At 60.4% G+C, this 15,862-nt stretch carries 15 protein-coding genes; 8 read left to right on the forward strand and 7 right to left on the reverse strand.

Features of this window, described 5'->3' with window-relative positions; genetic code table 11:
- Positions 1-2: 2 nt before the first annotated feature.
- Genes AC6I8E_RS05805 through AC6I8E_RS05815 form a run of 3 tightly spaced genes read left to right on the forward strand, consistent with a single transcriptional unit; the run spans position 3 to position 2,837 of the window.
- Positions 3-1,178 (forward strand): ABC transporter permease, encoded by a 1,176-nt coding sequence (locus AC6I8E_RS05805; RefSeq protein ID WP_497824524.1) that lies wholly within the window; start codon positions 3-5, stop codon positions 1,176-1,178.
- Positions 1,171-2,118 (forward strand): ABC transporter ATP-binding protein, encoded by a 948-nt coding sequence (locus AC6I8E_RS05810; protein ID WP_033782408.1) that lies wholly within the window; start codon positions 1,171-1,173, stop codon positions 2,116-2,118. The genes AC6I8E_RS05805 and AC6I8E_RS05810 overlap by 8 nt, the downstream gene beginning before the upstream one ends.
- A complete protein-coding gene (locus tag AC6I8E_RS05815) occupies positions 2,106-2,837 on the forward strand; it encodes an ABC transporter permease (RefSeq protein WP_033782410.1) in 732 nt (243 codons plus the stop codon). The genes AC6I8E_RS05810 and AC6I8E_RS05815 overlap by 13 nt, the downstream gene beginning before the upstream one ends.
- On the opposite strand, the gene AC6I8E_RS05820 is transcribed toward AC6I8E_RS05815, so the two are convergent.
- Together AC6I8E_RS05820 and AC6I8E_RS05825 are read right to left on the reverse strand one after the other, a co-directional pair.
- Positions 2,818-2,925: a YohO family small membrane protein gene (locus AC6I8E_RS05820; protein ID WP_013357227.1), complete on the reverse strand. Its 108-nt coding sequence runs from the start codon at positions 2,923-2,925 to the stop codon at positions 2,818-2,820. The genes AC6I8E_RS05815 and AC6I8E_RS05820 overlap by 20 nt on opposite strands.
- 87 nt (positions 2,926-3,012) lie before the next feature.
- The gene (locus tag AC6I8E_RS05825; protein ID WP_013357228.1) at positions 3,013-3,747 is read right to left on the reverse strand and encodes a MerR family transcriptional regulator; all 735 of its coding nucleotides are present in this window, start codon (positions 3,745-3,747) and stop codon (positions 3,013-3,015) included.
- Between the two features lie 149 nt (positions 3,748-3,896).
- On the opposite strand from AC6I8E_RS05825, the gene AC6I8E_RS05830 reads away from it, so the two are divergent.
- From AC6I8E_RS05830 to ybiB, 4 genes are all read left to right on the forward strand, one after another.
- Positions 3,897-4,460, forward strand: coding sequence for an XRE family transcriptional regulator (locus tag AC6I8E_RS05830; protein ID WP_013357229.1), 564 nt, complete (start codon positions 3,897-3,899; stop codon positions 4,458-4,460).
- Positions 4,457-4,975, forward strand: a complete 519-nt coding sequence (locus AC6I8E_RS05835) for a GNAT family N-acetyltransferase (protein ID WP_497824525.1) — start codon at positions 4,457-4,459, stop codon at positions 4,973-4,975. The genes AC6I8E_RS05830 and AC6I8E_RS05835 overlap by 4 nt, the downstream gene beginning before the upstream one ends.
- Before the next feature lie 123 nt (positions 4,976-5,098).
- A complete protein-coding gene (gene dinG, locus AC6I8E_RS05840) occupies positions 5,099-7,267 on the forward strand; it encodes an ATP-dependent DNA helicase DinG (RefSeq protein WP_497824526.1) in 2,169 nt (722 codons plus the stop codon).
- Between the two features lie 26 nt (positions 7,268-7,293).
- Positions 7,294-8,259, forward strand: a complete 966-nt coding sequence (gene ybiB / locus AC6I8E_RS05845) for a DNA-binding protein YbiB (protein ID WP_095707486.1) — start codon at positions 7,294-7,296, stop codon at positions 8,257-8,259.
- A gap of 1 nt (position 8,260) precedes the next feature.
- Here ybiB and AC6I8E_RS05850 read toward each other — a convergent pair whose 3' ends face one another.
- The 3 genes from AC6I8E_RS05850 to hutH all read right to left on the reverse strand — a co-directional run bounded on the left by AC6I8E_RS05850 (position 8,261) and on the right by hutH (position 12,870).
- Positions 8,261-9,418 carry a M20 aminoacylase family protein gene (locus AC6I8E_RS05850; protein WP_147788485.1) on the reverse strand — a complete coding sequence of 386 codons (1,158 nt, stop codon included), beginning with the start codon at positions 9,416-9,418 and terminating at the stop codon, positions 8,261-8,263.
- 200 nt (positions 9,419-9,618) lie between these two features.
- Positions 9,619-11,304 (reverse strand): urocanate hydratase, encoded by a 1,686-nt coding sequence (gene hutU, locus AC6I8E_RS05855; protein ID WP_013357234.1) that lies wholly within the window; start codon positions 11,302-11,304, stop codon positions 9,619-9,621.
- 15 nt (positions 11,305-11,319) lie between these two features.
- Positions 11,320-12,870 (reverse strand): histidine ammonia-lyase, encoded by a 1,551-nt coding sequence (gene hutH, locus AC6I8E_RS05860; RefSeq protein ID WP_497824527.1) that lies wholly within the window; start codon positions 12,868-12,870, stop codon positions 11,320-11,322.
- Between the two features lie 326 nt (positions 12,871-13,196).
- Between hutH and hutC the strand changes: the two genes are divergently transcribed.
- On the forward strand, positions 13,197-13,952 hold the full coding sequence (gene hutC / locus AC6I8E_RS05865) for a histidine utilization transcriptional repressor HutC (protein WP_013357236.1): 756 nt from the start codon (positions 13,197-13,199) through the stop codon (positions 13,950-13,952).
- Here hutC and AC6I8E_RS05870 read toward each other — a convergent pair.
- Positions 13,936-14,478 carry a HutD/Ves family protein gene (locus AC6I8E_RS05870; RefSeq protein ID WP_195857191.1) on the reverse strand — a complete coding sequence of 181 codons (543 nt, stop codon included), beginning with the start codon at positions 14,476-14,478 and terminating at the stop codon, positions 13,936-13,938. The genes hutC and AC6I8E_RS05870 overlap by 17 nt on opposite strands.
- Positions 14,475-15,830 (reverse strand): formimidoylglutamate deiminase, encoded by a 1,356-nt coding sequence (locus AC6I8E_RS05875; protein ID WP_497824528.1) that lies wholly within the window; start codon positions 15,828-15,830, stop codon positions 14,475-14,477. Before AC6I8E_RS05875 ends, AC6I8E_RS05870 begins: the two co-directional genes overlap by 4 nt.
- Positions 15,831-15,862: the final 32 nt, after the last annotated feature.

Raw genomic sequence — 15,862 nt, forward strand, 5'->3', positions numbered from 1 at the left:
CGATGCAGATATCGCGGGACGCGATACGCCGTCCGGCTCAGCAGCCGGTGGCTTTGCTGCTGCTGACGCTGCTGAGCCTGACGCTGGTGACCTTGCCGTTCCTTAACTTCGCCCCGAATCGTCTGGTGGCGGGTGAACCCCTGATGGGCTGGCAGATAAACCGCTTCGGGCTGTTGCTGCTGCCGCTGGTGACGCTGTGGCTGCTGCTGTGGCGTCAGCCCGGGCGCGTCACGCTGATGGTGGCGCTGCTGGCGGCTGAACTGATGCTGGCGGCGATCATCTGGCTCAGCGGTCATCAGGCGACGTTGCTGAGTCAGCAGGGCAGCCGTCTGGCGCGCACCAGCTTTGCCAGCGGCCTGTGGTGCAGCGGTGCGCTGATCCTGCTGCTGATCACCGATCAGGTGCGGCAGCTGACCCCGCATCGGTTGGCACAGCTGCTGCTTAATCTGCAGGTCTGGCTCCTGCCGCTGTTGCTGCTGTTCAGTGGCCAGCTCGCCGATCTCTCCCTGCTGAAAGAGTATGCCAACCGTCATGCGGTGTTTGATGCGGCGCTGAGCCGTCATCTTACGCTACTGGCCGGTACGGTCTTGCCTGCGTTAATGATTGCGCTGCCGCTGGGCGTCATGCTGTTCCGGCGGCCCGGCTGGCAGGGAAGCGTCTTCGGTGTACTGAATGTGATTCAGACGGTGCCGTCAGTGGCGCTGTTTGGTCTGCTGATTGCGCCGCTGGCCGGTCTGGCTCAGCATTTTCCGTGGCTCGGTGACTGGGGTATCAGCGGCATTGGTATGGCCCCGGCGCTGATCGCCCTGGTGCTTTATGCACTGTTGCCGCTGGTGCGCAGCGTGGTCGTAGGTTTACAACAGGTGCCGCAGGAGGTGCGCGAAAGCGCGCGCGGTACGGGCATGAGCGGCTGGCAGCAGTTTATCGCGGTGGATGTGCCGCTGGCGCTGCCGGTCTGGCTGGCGGGCCTGCGTGTCGTCGTCGTGCAGACGCTGGGCATGGCGGTAGTGGCGGCGCTGATTGGCGCGGGTGGCTTTGGGGCGATTATTTTCCAGGGGCTGTTAAGCAGTGCGCTGGATTTGGTGTTGCTGGGCGTTATCCCGGTGATTGCGCTGGCGGTCGTCATTGATGCGCTGTTCCGCCTGCTGATCTCACTGCTGGAGAGAAAAGATGATTGAGTTTGATGGCGTTTCCCGCGCCTTTAACGGTAAAGCGGCGGTAAAAAATCTGTCGCTGCAGGTAGCAAAAGGGGAATTCTGCGTACTGCTCGGTACCTCCGGCTCCGGCAAATCGACCACGCTGAAAATGATCAACCGGCTGGTGGAGTTTGATAGCGGTGAGATCCGCTTTGCCGGTGAGTCGATTCGCCAGCTCGATGCCCGTATATTACGCCGACGCATGGGCTATGCCATTCAGTCGATTGGCCTGTTTCCGCACTGGACGGTGCGGAAGAATATCGCCACGGTGCCGGTCCTGCTGGGCTGGTCCAGAGCGCAGATCGATGAGCGCATCGCGGCGCTGCTGGCGCTGCTGAACCTTGACGCGCAGCTACTGAATCGCTATCCGCATCAGCTCTCCGGCGGGCAGCAGCAACGGGTGGGCGTGGCGCGGGCACTGGCGGCTGACCCGGAAGTGCTGCTGATGGATGAGCCGTTCGGCGCACTCGATCCGGTGACGCGCGGCGTGCTGCAGCAGGAGATGCTGCGTATTCATCGGCTGTCGGGCCGCACCATCGTGCTGGTGACGCATGACATCGACGAAGCGCTGACGTTGGCAGATCGCATCGTGCTGATGGATAACGGTGAAATTGTCCAGCAGGGCAGGCCGGCAGAGCTGCTGACCCAGCCAAAAAATGACTTTGTGCGCGACTTCTTTGGCCGCAGCGAGATGGGCGTCCGGCTGCTGTCGCTGGAACAGGTCGGAAATGCGGTACGGCGTGGAGAATGGTTTGCAGGCGAACCGATCGCTGCCGCACTGACGCTGCGGGATGCGCTATCGCAGTTTATCGCCCGGCGCACTGATAAACTGCCGGTCGTTGACGATCGGCAGCAGCCGCTGGGCGTGCTCCACTTTGGCGACCTGCTGCAATTGCGCGAGGGCTTAACATGCGCAGGCTAAGGGATCCGCTGCTGTGGCTGGTGCTGTTCTATGGCGCGCTGCTGACCCTGATGCCTTACAGCGGGCCGCTGTTTCACCGCTGGTTTCCCGAACTGGCACGGCCACTCTATCAGCAGGAGAGCTTCTGGCAGCTGACGCTGGCGCATCTGTTTCTGGTGGTCACCGCCAGCCTGCTGGCCATTGTTATCGGCATTGGCAGCGGTGTGCTGGTGACCCGGCGAGCGGGGCGCGCTTTCCGGCCGCTGATGGAAACTATCGTGGCGGCGGGGCAGACTATTCCGCCGGTGGCGGTATTGGCGATTGCGGTGCCGGTAATGGGCTTTGGCGCGTGGCCGGCGGTGGTGGCGCTGCTGCTGTACGGATTACTGCCGATTTTACAGGGTACGCTGGCGGGCATTGATAGCGTACCCGCCAGCAGCCGGGAGATTGCCATCGGGGTCGGCATGAGTAGCTGGCAGCGGTTGTGGCAGATTGAACTGGCGCTGGCTGCACCGGTGATCATCGCCGGGATACGCACGTCGGTAATCATTAACATCGGCACCGCGGCTATCGCCTCGACGGTGGGCGCGAAAAGTCTGGGGTCGCCGGTGATTATCGGCCTGAGCGGGTTTAATACAGCTTATGTAATTCAGGGAGCACTACTGGTGGCGCTGCTGGCAATAGTGAGCGATCGCCTGTTTGAACGCCTGCAGCGCTGGCTTAGCGTGAGTGAACAATAAGAGAGTATCCCACCAGCATCAGACCGCTGGTGCCGCCGAGAGCCATAATGAAAAACAGCGTGGCGAAAAAGGCTTTTTTGACATTCATAGATGAAACCTGAGCTTGTTAACAGTGAGGCGGGGATAATAGCGCGCGCAAGGCAGGAGGCAAAGTGCCCGGCGTGCGTTTTTGTTATCAGGCCGGTTCGTGTAACCGCACGCCATAGCCCTGTTCCTGCCAGTGTGACAGCTGCTCCTGCTGACGACGGGTCAGTTTTTTACCGGTAAAGACAAACATATTCATGCCGGGAAAGAGTTCAGGACGGGGAACATCCAGCGGTTCTGCCAGTACATCAATCCGCCAGCCATGCTGCGACAGACGCCAGCCTTCCAGCCAGATACGTGTCCGATCGTCGATGCCCCAGCCAATAATCAGCGCATCTTTACCCGATTTTTTGCGACTGGCGGTCAGGCAGAATGCAACATAGTCGATCAGCAGACCATCAAGCAGACTGCACATGGTGCGGGCCGTGTTCTGATCCAGACTCAGCTTCTGGCGCACCGGCATGAAAACGTGATCAATCAGCGCATCAATAGGATGTTCGCGACCAATCGCGGCAATTTTATTACGAAGTTTAGCAGGTCTGACGTGGCGCAGTACGCTAATCAGCTCATCCTGTAGGGTAGTCCAGCCATCGTGTGCATCAACATCGCCACCTTCCAGCAGTGCCTTCACTTTACCGACCGGCACGCCACTTTCAATCCAGCGCATAATCTCTTCGATGCGCTGCACATCCTCTTCGTCAAACTGACGATGTCCGCCTTCGGTACGTTGCGGCTTCAGTAAGCCATAACGACGCTGCCAGGCGCGCAGGGTGACTGGGTTTATGCCACAGCGCTCGGCGACGTCACCGATACTGTATAAGGTCATAAATTCCTCTTTCGATTGGTCTGAGTGCGATTACCATAACGAAGCAAACTAAGTTGTACAATACATTTCTCAATGTACAACTTGACTGATACGGCTTTTCCAAGCTATATCTCAATAAAGAGAATTATTCCCAAAAATGAGAAAAAACCATGACGGAGCTGAATACGGAGCAACGACTGGCGGTGCGGCTGGCGGAATTACGCCTGCAACGCGGCTGGTCTCTTGATGAATTGTCTGTCGCTACCGGCATCAGCCGCGCGACATTATCGCGCATTGAGCGAAGCGAGACCAGTCCCACGGCTGCATTGCTTAATCGTCTGTGTGTCGCCTACGGCTTAACGATGTCGCGCCTGCTCAGTGAAGTGGAAGAAGAGTCCAGGCTGCTGGTCAGAAATGAGCAACAGCCGGTGTGGCAGGATGACGCCAGCGGCTTTGTCCGCCGGAATATTTCACCACCTGCCGTTCATTTTAGATGCGAACTCGTAGAGGGCAAGTTACGGCCTGGTGCGCGTATCGATTATGATGCGCCACCCATTCAGGGGCTGGAGCAGCATATCTGGCTGCGCGAGGGTGGTCTCACCGTCACGATGGGGTCTCAGGCGTGGACGCTACAGCCCGGCGACTGCCTGCGGTTTCATCTGATCGGAAAATCGGCTTTTGAGGCGCACCTGACTGACGGCGCGCGTTACTTACTGGTGGTGGCGAAACCATGACGGATTACGCAACGCTCAGCGCGACCCAGGCACAACAGCTGCTGGGCGAACTGACCGACGTTTTGCAGGGCTGCGTGGCAGACGGTGCCAGCGTCGGCTTTATTGATCCCGAAGATAGTGAGGTGATGGTGCGATTCTGGCAGCAGCGGATCGCCAGCATCACCAGTGGCGACAGCGAACTTATCGTCGCGCGTCAGCACGGTCGCATCGTGGCCACGGTCATCCTCAGCCGTAGCGGCATGCCTAATGGCCGCCACCGCGCAGAGATCAGTAAACTGCTGGTGCATCCGCAGGCGCGCCGTCAGGGTATCGCCCGTGAACTGATGCAGCGTGCGGAGCGGCGAGCACGCGCGCAGGGCAAAACCCTGCTGGTGCTGGATACACGCAGCGGCGATGTCGCGAGCGACCTCTATCGCTCGCTGGGCTGGCAGGTAGCGGGGTCGATTCCCTGTTATGCCGAATCCATCGCAGGCGTGCTGGATGCCACCACCTATTTGTACAAAGTTCTGGCGTAAAACACCGCCGTCGGACAATCGCTGAAATTTACGACACGGCACGAAAAATTCGGCGCGAAAGCTGACGTCGCCAGGATACTGTGTAAAAATACAGGCCATTTTTTCGGTGTGGTAACGCAAATCATGGCCCTGACAGCCGCAGTAAAAAGCCAGATAGCGCAGTGGTATAAAGCGCTTCAGCAGCAGGTGCCTGATTTTATTCCGCGTGCGCCGCAGCGCCAGATGATCGCCGAAGTAGCGAAATGCCTGGCGGGTGACGACGCGCGTCATCTGGCGGTCGAAGCGCCGACCGGCGTGGGAAAAACCCTCTCTTATCTGATTCCGGGCATCGCAGCCAGCCGCGCTCAGGAAAAGCAGCTGGTGATCAGCACCGCCAACGTGGCGCTGCAGGATCAAATCTTCACCAAAGATCTGCCGCTGCTGAAGAAAATCATCCCCGATCTCACTTTTACCGCCGCCTTTGGTCGCGGGCGCTATGTCTGTCCGCGCAATCTGGCGGCGATGGCGGCCGATGACGATCAGCAGGGCGATCTGCTGCTTTATCTGGACGATGACGCCGTCAGCAGCACCAAAGAAGAACAGACGCAGTGTGGCCGCTTACAGAAATCGCTGGATCGCTACCAGTGGGATGGTCTGCGCGATCACAGCGAGGAGAACGTCAGCGACAGCCTGTGGCAGCGACTCTCTACTGATAAAGCGAGTTGTCTGGGTTCGCACTGCCACTGGTATCGTGAATGTCCGTTCTTTGTGGCGCGGCGCGAAATCGAGCAGGTGGATGTGGTGGTGGCGAACCATGCGCTGGTGATGGCGGCGATGGAGAATGAGTCGGTGCTGCCACCCGCTAAAAACCTGATGCTGGTACTGGATGAAGGACATCATCTGCCGGAAGTGGCCCGCGATGCGCTGGAGATTAGCGCCGACATCACGCCGGGCTGGAGCAGCCTGCAGCTCGACCTGTTTATCAAGCTGGTCGAGAGCATTATGACGCAGACGCGGCCAAAATCGCCGCCGCCGCTGGCGAATCCGGAACGGCTGAAGGCGCACTGCGATGAGCTGCGCGAACTGCTGACTATTACCGCGCAGGCGCTGAATCCGTTGCTGCCGCCCAATAACCAGCCGGGCGAATTTCGCTTTGTGCTGGGCGCGCTGCCGCAGGAGCTGCTGGATCTCTGCGCCCGGCTGTTTAAACTCAGCGATGCCCTGCGGGGACTGAGCGAAGGCCTGATTAATGCGCTCAGCGAGCAGACCGGCAAGGTCGATATGGTGCGGCTGCATCGCAACCTGCTGCAGCTCAACCGGCAGTTTGGCTGGTTCGAATCGGTAAGCAAGCTCTGGCGGCTGGCGGCGATGGAAAAAGCCTCTGGCGCGCCGGTATCGAAGTGGATTACCCGCGAGCTGCGCGAAGGCCAGGCGCATCTGCTGTTTCACTGCGCCGGCATCCGCGTCAGCGACCAGCTGGAGAAGATGCTGTGGCGCAAAATTCCGCATGTCGTAGTCACCTCCGCCACGCTGCGATCGCTCAACAGCTTCAATCGCCTGCAGGAGATGTCGGGGCTTAGCGAAAAAGCGGGCGACCGCTTTGTGGCGCTCGACTCACCGTTTAACCATGTGGAGCAGGGCAAGCTGGTGATCCCGCAGATGCGCCTGGAGCCGCTGATGACGCACGAAGCGGAGCACATTGCCGAGATGGCCGGGTTCTTCCGTCAGCAGATGGCGGAGAAGAAGCATAAGGGCGTACTGGTGCTGTTTGCCAGCAACCGGGCGATGCAGCAGTTTGTGGCCTGTCTGCCCGATCTGCGGCTCTCAATGCTGGTGCAGGGCGATCAGCCGCGCAGCCGCCTGGTGGATCTGCACCGTCAGCGCGTTACCCAAGGTGACACCAGCATTCTGATTGGCCTGCAGTCCTTTGCTGAGGGGCTGGATCTCAAAGGCGATTTGCTGAGTCAGGTGCATATCCACAAAATCGCTTTTCCCCCGGTGGACAGTCCGGTAATTTTGACCGAAGGCGAATGGCTGAAAAGCCTGAAGCGCTATCCGTTTGAGGTGCAGAGTTTACCCAGCGCCTCATTTACCCTGATTCAACAGGTCGGACGCCTGATTCGCAGCCATCAGTGTTATGGCGAAATCGTGATTTACGACCGCCGTCTGCTGAGCAAAGCCTACGGCAGCCGGTTGTTAGCCGCACTGCCGATCTTTCCGATTGAGCAGCCGGAAACGCCAGAGCCGGCAGCGATACCGGCCGCCGTGGTGCCAAAGCACACCGTGCGTAAACGCCGTCCCACGCGGCGCTGAGCCGCGCACTTAACCGGAAGCGAGTGATGGAACTGAATAAAATCATTAAAGAGGTGGGTCGCGGTAAAAATCATGCCCGCGATATCGACTTTGATACTGCCGTGGCGCTCTATGGCGCGATGCTGGCGGGCGAAGTGCCGGATCTGGAGTTGGGCGCTATTCTGATTGCGCTGCGTATTAAAGGCGAAGGTGAAGCCGAAATGCGCGGCTTTTATCAGGCGATGCAGGCGCAGATGATGCAGCTGCGTGCGCCGGAAAACCGCCCGATGCCGGTGGTGATCCCCAGCTACAACGGCGCACGCCGGCAGGGAAATCTTACACCGTTGCTGGCGCTGCTGCTGGTGAAACTTGGCTTCCCGGTGCTGGTACACGGCGTCAGCGACGACGCAACACGCATCACCAGTGAAGCGGTGTTTGCCGCGCTGGGTATTGCCCCCGTCACCACCGCAGAGGCGGCGCAGGCAAAACTCAATCAGGGCCTGGCATTTATCACCATCGATCATCTCTGCCCGCCAATGGCGAAACAGCTATCGCTGCGCTGGCGGATGGGGGTGCGTAACAGCGCGCACACGCTGGCAAAACTGGCTACGCCGTTTGCGGAGCGGGCCGCGCTGCGGCTGTCGAGCGTCTCGCATCCTGAATATATACCGCGTGTGGCGAAATTCTTCAGCGACATCGATGCGCCTGCGATACTGCTCAATGGCACCGAGGGGGAGGTCTATGCCAATCCCCAGCGCTGCCCGGCGATCAGTATGATTCAGGGCGCAGGCGCGGAAGCGGAAGTGTGGGTGGAGCGTCAGCCAGAAGTGGCCGTTGAACTGCCGGCAGACAAGACGGCAGAGGTGACGGCGCGCTGGATTGAAGAGGTGCTGAATCAGCAGCGCCCGGTGCCTGCGTCACTGCGACTGCAGCTCGCCTGCTGCCTGCGCGCCAGCGGCCAGTGCGACTCGCTGGCAGCGGCAGAGCAGCAGATCTTCGCCGCCGGGTACTGACTCAGGCTACCGGCAGCGCCTTTTCAACCAGGTTCTGCCAGAAACGGATGCCAATCGGCAGCAGCGCGTCGTTGAAGTCATAGCGGGCGTTGTGCAGCGGCGCAGAGGGCGCTTCGCCGTCTGCGCCCAGCCAGAAGTAAGCGCCGGGACAGGCTTCCATCATGCAGGCAAAATCTTCTGACGCCATCGACGGATTAACCTGCCAGTGAACCTGTTCAGCACCCAGTGTTGAGAGCGCCACCTCGCGCACCTGCTCAGCCGGGGCCACATGGTTGGCGGTGACCGGATAGCCCGGCAGCCACTCAATCTCACCGCTCACGCCAAACGGACGCGGCAGGGTTCCGACAAACTCATCAATCAGCCCGCGCACTTTTTCGCGCACGCTGGTCTGCAGGCAGCGCACCGTGCCGCGTAAAACAATCTGCTCCGGGATGACGTTAATCGCTTCACCACCGTGAATCTGCGTCACGCTGACCACGGCCGACGCCAGCGGCGAGAGCCGGCGGGACGGAATGGTCTGCAGCGCCAGAATCAGCTCGGCCGCCACCACCATCGGGTCGGCACCGCTTTCCGGCATCGCCGCGTGGCAGCTTTTGCCGTGCAGCGTAATTTCAAACGAATCCAGCGACGCCATCATCGCGCCAGGGTTGACCGCCAGTGAGCCAAGCGGCAGTCCCGGCCAGTTGTGCATGGCGTAGATCGCATCCATCGGAAAACGCTGGAACAGCCCCTCTTCCACCATTTTACGTGCCCCGCCCAGATTCTCTTCGGCAGGCTGAAAGATGAAATGCACCGTGCCGCTGAACTGACGTGTGGCGGCCAGCTGGCGGGCGGCAGCCAGCAGAATAGCGCTGTGGCCGTCGTGTCCACAGGCATGCATCACGCCTGGCGTCGCAGAACGCCACTCGGCATCACCTTTTTCCGTAATCGGCAGCGCATCCATATCTGCACGCAGCCCGATAACCGGGCCGGGACCATTTTCCAGTGTGCCGATGACGCCGGTGCCCGCCAGGCCACGGAACACCTGCAATCCTGCCTGCGCTAACTCTTCCGCAATAAACTGGCTGGTTTGCTGTTCCTGGTAACCTAATTCGGGATGGCGATGAAACTCACGACGCCAGCGCAGGGCATCTTCAAGCAGGGCAGGGGAAAGGGTCATGCAGAGTCGCGCTCCATACAGAATGAGAAGATTTCACTTTAGTGGTCGGGTGATGCCGCGTCTATCGCCGTCAGGACTAAATCTGGCTATAGGCTAAATCAAAATGGAATAAGTAATAAGGAAGTGATGTTTATGCCAGAGGGTAAGAATGGAATAGCGGGGGAAAACGGGGCAAGCTGCTGCTCGCCCCGGTCAAAGGATTACTTCTGCATCGGCAGGTTCAGGCCATGTTCAGCCGCGCACTGCTGCGCCAGCTCATAGCCTGCGTCGGCATGACGCATCACACCGGTGGCCGGGTCGTTCCACAATACGCGACCCAGACGCGCATCAGCTTCTTTGCTGCCGTCACAGACAATCACCACACCGGAGTGCTGTGAGAAGCCCATGCCGACACCGCCGCCATGATGCAGGCTGACCCAGGTTGCGCCGCCTGCGGTATTCAGCAGGGCGTTGAGCAGCGGCCAGTCTGAGACCGCATCCGAGCCATCTTTCATCGCTTCGGTCTCACGGTTAGGAGAGGCGACCGAGCCGCAGTCAAGATGGTCGCGGCCAATCACGACCGGCGCTTTCAGCTCGCCGTTGCGGACCATTTCGTTGAACGCCAGACCGGCAAGATGCCGTTCACCCAGTCCCAGCCAGCAGATACGGGCAGGCAGGCCCTGGAAGGCGATGCGTTCCTGCGCCATATCCAGCCAGCGATGCAGCGTTTTATGGTGCGGGAACAACTCTTTGAGTTTGGCGTCGGTCTTGTAGATATCTTCCGGATCGCCGGAGAGCGCGACCCAGCGGAACGGGCCTTTGCCTTCGCAGAACAGCGGACGGATATAGGCTGGCACAAAGCCAGGGAAATCGAACGCGTTGCTGACACCCTCGTCCAGAGCGACCTGACGAATGTTGTTGCCGTAATCTACGGTCGGGATGCCCATATGGCAGAAGTCGAGCATCGCCTGGACATGAACCGCCATTGAGGCGCGCGCCGCTTTTTCTACCGCCTTCGGCTGTGAGACGCGCTCCTGCTGCCAGCGCGCCAGATCCCAGCCAATCGGCAGGTAGCCATTAATCGGGTCGTGCGCCGATGTCTGGTCGGTCACGATGTCCGGCTTCGGTCCACCCGCCTGGGCGCGTTTCACCAGCTCCGGCAGGATCTCAGCGGCATTGCCCAGCAGGCCGACCGAAATTGCTTTTTTGGCGGCGGTGGCTTCGCTGATTAACGCCAGCGCTTCATCCAGCGTGGTGGCTTTGTAGTCCACATAACGGGTACGCAGACGAAAATCGATGCGTGACTCCTGGCACTCAATCGCCAGCACACAGGCCCCGGCCAGTACACCCGCCAGCGGTTGTGCGCCGCCCATGCCGCCCAGCCCGGCGGTGAGGATCCAGCGGCCGCTGAGGTCATTGTTATAATGCTGACGGCCCGCTTCCACGAAGGTTTCATAGGTGCCCTGCACGATGCCCTGCGCACCAATATAAATCCAGGAACCGGCGGTCATCTGGCCGTACATCATCAGGCCCGCTTTATCCAGCTCATGGAAGTGATCCCAGGTCGCCCAGTGCGGCACCAGGTTGGAGTTTGCCAGCAGCACGCGCGGCGCATCCGCGTGGGTGCGGAAGATGCCGACCGGCTTGCCGCTCTGGATCAGCAGCGTCTCATCCGGCTGCAGCGCCCGCAACGAACGCAGGATCTGCTCGAAGCATTCCCAGTTGCGTGCTGCCTTACCGATGCCGCCGTACACCACCAGATCTTCCGGACGTTCGGCGACATCGGGATCGAGGTTGTTCTGAATCATGCGGTAAGCCGCTTCAATCAGCCAGTTGGCGCAGTGCAGCGTAGTACCGTGTGGTGCACGAATCTCACGTGCCACAGCCTGAGAAAGAGTTTCGCTCATGAAGGATTCCTTAATTCAAGAAGTTGGGCGCATGCTTGGCAGCAGCGCGGTCAATGCCTGAGGCCAGTCAGCGCGACTTGCCCACTGACGCATTGCCTCGATATCGGGTGCCAGCAGACGATCTTCCTCAAGGAAGGCGACCTGCTCGCGAATGGTGTCGATGGCCTGCTCAATCAGCGTGGAGCTTTTGAGTGGCCGGTTAAATTCAATGCCCTGCGCCGCGGCCATCGCCTCGATGCCCACTACGGCGGCGCTGTTAAAGCACATGCTGCCGAGACGGCGGGCGGCGTAAGTCGCCATGGAGACGTGGTCTTCCTGATTCGCTGAGGTCGGCAGACTGTCGACGCTGCCCGGATGGGCCAGCGATTTGTTCTCAGAAGCCAGCGCGGCGGCGGTGACCTGGGCGATCATAAAGCCGGAGTTTACGCCGCCGTCACGCACCAGGAAGGGCGGCAGGCCGGATAAGCCGCTGTCCAGCAGCAGCGCCAGTCGCCGTTCCGAAATGGCACCCACTTCGGCAATTGCCAGCGCCAGGATGTCAGCGGCAAAAGCCACCGGCTCAGCGTGGAAGTTGCCGCCGGAGATCACATCGCCGCTGTCGCTGAATACCAGCGGGTTGTCCGAGGCGGCGTTCGCTTCGATTTCCAGAATTCGCGCCGCGTGGCTGACGTTGTCCAGGCAGGCGCCCATTACCTGGGGCACGCAGCGGATGGAGTAAGGGTCCTGAACGCGGCCACAATGGGTATGCGACTGCAGAATTTCACTGCCCTCAATCAGGGTGCTGACAGCTGCCGCGACGGCAATCTGGCCCTGCTGGCCGCGCGCCTTGTGGATGCGGGCATCGAACGGTTTCAGCGAGCCTTTGATCGCTTCCAGCGACAGCGCACCGGCCATCAGACCGGCGGCAAACAGGTTCTCACCTTCAAACAGGCCGCGCAGCGCCAGCGCAGTCGAAACCTGGGTGCCGTTGAGCAGCGCCAGGCCCTCTTTCGGACCGAGCACAAACGGCGACAGGCCCACGCCTGCCAGTCCCTCGGTTGCCGGGATTAGCGTGCCATTGACCCGCACCTGACCTTCGCCCAGCAGCATCAGCGACATGTGCGCCAGCGGTGCCAGATCGCCGGAGGCACCGACTGAACCTTTTTCCGGAATGCAGGGCATCACGCCCGCGTTGAACAGCGCCAGCAGCGCCTCAACCAGTTCGATACGCACGCCAGAGTGACCGCGCGCCAGGCTGATGATTTTGGTGGCGACCACCAGGCGGGTGACATTGTCAGGCAGCAGATCGCCCAGACCCACGCTGTGTGACAGCACCAGATTGCGCTGCAGATCCGCCAGCCGGCTGGCCGGGATTTGCGTCTGTGCCAGCTTGCCAAAGCCGGTATTAATGCCATACACCACGTTGCCGGAGGCGACAATCGTCTCCACGGTCTGCTGCGCCGCCGCAATCGCCTGACGCGCACTGTCGTCAAGACTCAGCGTGACGTTACCCTGATAGATAGCGCGTAATGTGGCGAGGTCCACCTCGCCGGGCACCAGGCGCAATGCCTGAAACGAACCTGACATAGTCTACTCCTGTCTATACAAGTGTGCTGGCAAAGCTAAGTTGCTTTCCATGCCCTGAACCAGCGGAATAATGCGAGTGAAACATAAGCGTTAATTCTTGTCTATGCTTGTCTATACAATCAAACAGACTAAGCAAGTGCCGTGCCAGACCGATCACAAAAATCGAATGTCCACCTGGCGCGGGTCGCGGGTTAAACGCGACGGAGGGAGTGCACCATCAGGATGCGCAGACTGCACCAGTGGGGCACGGCGTGCGCTACTGGATGTATATACATTCACGCAGTGAGACAGTAAACTTAAGGGACTTTCAGCATAAGGAACAGCAAATGGTCGAGCATACGGCACTGGCACAACTGGCGGCGGCGATGAGCGATGAACCGGCCCCGATTTATCAGCGGGTGAAGCAGGCCATCGTCAGCCAGATCCGTGAAGGGTTGTGGAAAGCGAATCAGCGTGTGCCATCAGAAAGTGAACTGGTGAATGAGCTGGGCGTCAGCCGCATGACCATTAACCGGGCGCTGCGCGAACTGACCAGCGAAGGTTTTCTGGTGCGGATGCAGGGCGTCGGCACCTTTGTGGCGGAGATGAAAGGCTATACCGCTATGCTGGAGGTGCATAACATCGCCGATGAGATCGCTCAGCGCGGTCATCAGCACAGCTGTAAAATTCTCGCCATCGGTCAGGATAAAGCCGATCCTGAGCAGGCCGCCGTGCTGGGGCTTACCACCGGACAGACGCTCTACCATTCGCTTATTGTGCATTACGAAAATGATCTGCCGGTGCAGCTTGAGGATCGTCTGGTCAATCCGCTGGTCGCGCCCGACTACCTGACGCAGGATTATCAGCAGATGACGCCCTATACCTATCTGATGCGGGTCGCGCCGCTGACGGCAGGCGAGCACATTGTTGAAGCGGTGCTGCCCGATGCGCGTCAGCGTAAACATCTGTCGCTGGATGAACACGAACCCTGCCTGCTGATTCGCCGTCAGACCTGGAGCGACACAAAAATCGTCACCTATGCGCGACTGCTCTATCCCGGCTCACGCTACAAACTACTGGGGCGCTTCAGGGGACACGGTTAAGTCGGGTAAACAGCAGCCGGGCATCCGGCTCGCACGGGCTGAGTTGTGTTTCTTCATCGACCCACCACGCGCCCTGTTGCGCGGTCAGCCTTTCCCCGTCAGCGGTCTGCCACGCACCCGCCAGCACCCAGGCGACGCCGTGCAGGCTACTGACCGGTGCGGTAACCACCTCCACCGTAGCCTGCCATTCATCGCGTCGGGTCATGATATTAAAATCTTCGCTGACGCTACCCTGCAGCTGCGCCGTTAAGGCGAGTTCTCCGGCAAACGCCCAGGGCTTTTGCGGGGTTAAAAGGTGCTGCACGCCGGGCGCGGTTAACAACACCGGATCGCCATGCAGCAGGGTAATCACCCGATCGATGTCCGGAAAGGCGGAGAAGGGACCATCCTGCGCCAGGGTCGCAATGCTGGCGCGCCAGCCGAAGTGCTCAGCACCGGGCGGGAAGCTGATGATCTCGCGGGTTTCGCCGCCGCCGTTGCGCCAGCGGCTGACCGCCAGATCGTCGTACCTGAACCGGGCGATCATCGCAGTGCCGCCATCGCCTGAGCAAAGCGTGCTGCACACGCCGCCTGCTGCGGATGCACCCCATCTTCAATCACGGCTTTACCCGCCACATAAACGTCCCGAATCTGATCGCGCTGTCCGGCAAACAGCCAGCGGTTCAGCACCGCATGTGAATCCACGCTGCCGAGCCATGCATCATCGCGCAGCACCAGCCAGTCGGCACGTTGTCCCACCGCCAGCGCGCCCTGCTGAATGCCGCACGCCTGGGCTCCGCCCGCCGCGGCCTGCTGCCACAGCAAATCGCCTACCGAGGGCTGGCCGGGCAGGGTAATCCGGTTGCGACGCTGGTCACGCAGCCGCTGCGCATACTCCAGCCAGCGCAGCTCCTCCTGGGCGCTCAGCGAGACGTGACTGTCGGAGCCGATGCCCCAGCGTCCGCCCTGCGCGATATACTCCACTGCCGGAAAGATGCCGTCGCCGAGGTTGGCTTCGGTGGTCGGACAGAGACCCGCTACCGCGCCACTTCGCGCAAGACGCGACAGTTCATCTTCATCCAGATGGGTGGCGTGGATCAGGCACCAGCGTGCATCCACCGCAAAGCGGTTCAGCAGCCAGGCTACCGGACGCTCGCCGCTCCACGCCAGCGAGTCATTGACCTCTTTCTGCTGTTCAGCCACATGAATATGCACCGGCAGCGCCGGATCGCTGGCCGCCAGCACCTCGTGCATCTGGCTTTCGCTTACTGCCCGCAGCGAATGGAAACAGAGGCCACGGTTCAGCAGGGGCCGCCGCTGCTGCAACGCATCCAGCCGCGCCTGCTGTTGCAGGTAGTGGTCAGTCTGCTGGATAAAACGCTTCTGACCCGCCGCCGCAGGCTGGCTGCCAAAGCCGCTGTAGCTGTAGAGCACGGGCAACATTGTCTGGCCGATACCGGCAATCTCCGCTGCTTCAATCAGCTGTTGCAGCATCGCGTCATCGCTGTAGGGCGCGCCGCTGGGGTCGTGATGGAGATAGTGAAACTCTGCTACCTGGGTGTAGCCGCCTTTCAGCATCTCGATGTAGAGCAGGGCGGCAATATCACCCACCTGCTCTGGCGTCAGGCGCTGCACCATGCGGTACATCAGGTCCCGCCATGTCCAGAAGCTGTCCTGTGGATCGCCCGCCACTTCGGCCAGACCCGCCATCGCCCGCTGGAAGGCGTGCGAGTGCAGGTTGGCGATGGCCGGGATCACCTCGCCGTTGAGGCGGATGGCCTGATCGGCGTGGCTGTCCGGGGAAATAGAGTCGATAAAACCGGCCTGATTGACCGTAATACGTACCTGCTGCTGCCAGCCCTCCGCCAGCAGTGCGCGCGGGGCAAAAAAAGTCGCCATGGTTGATCCTCATCGGATGTGGTTGTATATAC

It is taken from the genome of Pantoea sp. X-Soil-YNGN-785, assembly GCF_059730585.1.

What these genes read in the sequence shown, in the direction of transcription:
- AC6I8E_RS05805 (WP_497824524.1), top strand. Translation starts at nt 3, where the DNA reads ATGCAGATATCGCGGGACGCGATACGCCGTCCGGCTCAGCAGCCGGTG.
- AC6I8E_RS05825 (WP_013357228.1), bottom strand. Translation starts at nt 3,747, where the DNA reads ATGACCTTATACAGTATCGGTGACGTCGCCGAGCGCTGTGGCATAAAC.
- hutU (WP_013357234.1), bottom strand. Translation starts at nt 11,304, where the DNA reads ATGAGCGAAACTCTTTCTCAGGCTGTGGCACGTGAGATTCGTGCACCA.
- AC6I8E_RS05835 (WP_497824525.1), top strand. Translation starts at nt 4,457, where the DNA reads ATGACGGATTACGCAACGCTCAGCGCGACCCAGGCACAACAGCTGCTG.
- dinG (WP_497824526.1), top strand. Translation starts at nt 5,099, where the DNA reads ATGGCCCTGACAGCCGCAGTAAAAAGCCAGATAGCGCAGTGGTATAAA.
- AC6I8E_RS05830 (WP_013357229.1), top strand. Translation starts at nt 3,897, where the DNA reads ATGACGGAGCTGAATACGGAGCAACGACTGGCGGTGCGGCTGGCGGAA.
- AC6I8E_RS05810 (WP_033782408.1), top strand. Translation starts at nt 1,171, where the DNA reads ATGATTGAGTTTGATGGCGTTTCCCGCGCCTTTAACGGTAAAGCGGCG.
- ybiB (WP_095707486.1), top strand. Translation starts at nt 7,294, where the DNA reads ATGGAACTGAATAAAATCATTAAAGAGGTGGGTCGCGGTAAAAATCAT.
- AC6I8E_RS05850 (WP_147788485.1), bottom strand. Translation starts at nt 9,418, where the DNA reads ATGACCCTTTCCCCTGCCCTGCTTGAAGATGCCCTGCGCTGGCGTCGT.
- AC6I8E_RS05820 (WP_013357227.1), bottom strand. Translation starts at nt 2,925, where the DNA reads ATGAATGTCAAAAAAGCCTTTTTCGCCACGCTGTTTTTCATTATGGCT.
- hutC (WP_013357236.1), top strand. Translation starts at nt 13,197, where the DNA reads ATGGTCGAGCATACGGCACTGGCACAACTGGCGGCGGCGATGAGCGAT.
- AC6I8E_RS05875 (WP_497824528.1), bottom strand. Translation starts at nt 15,830, where the DNA reads ATGGCGACTTTTTTTGCCCCGCGCGCACTGCTGGCGGAGGGCTGGCAG.
- AC6I8E_RS05870 (WP_195857191.1), bottom strand. Translation starts at nt 14,478, where the DNA reads ATGATCGCCCGGTTCAGGTACGACGATCTGGCGGTCAGCCGCTGGCGC.
- AC6I8E_RS05815 (WP_033782410.1), top strand. Translation starts at nt 2,106, where the DNA reads ATGCGCAGGCTAAGGGATCCGCTGCTGTGGCTGGTGCTGTTCTATGGC.
- hutH (WP_497824527.1), bottom strand. Translation starts at nt 12,870, where the DNA reads ATGTCAGGTTCGTTTCAGGCATTGCGCCTGGTGCCCGGCGAGGTGGAC.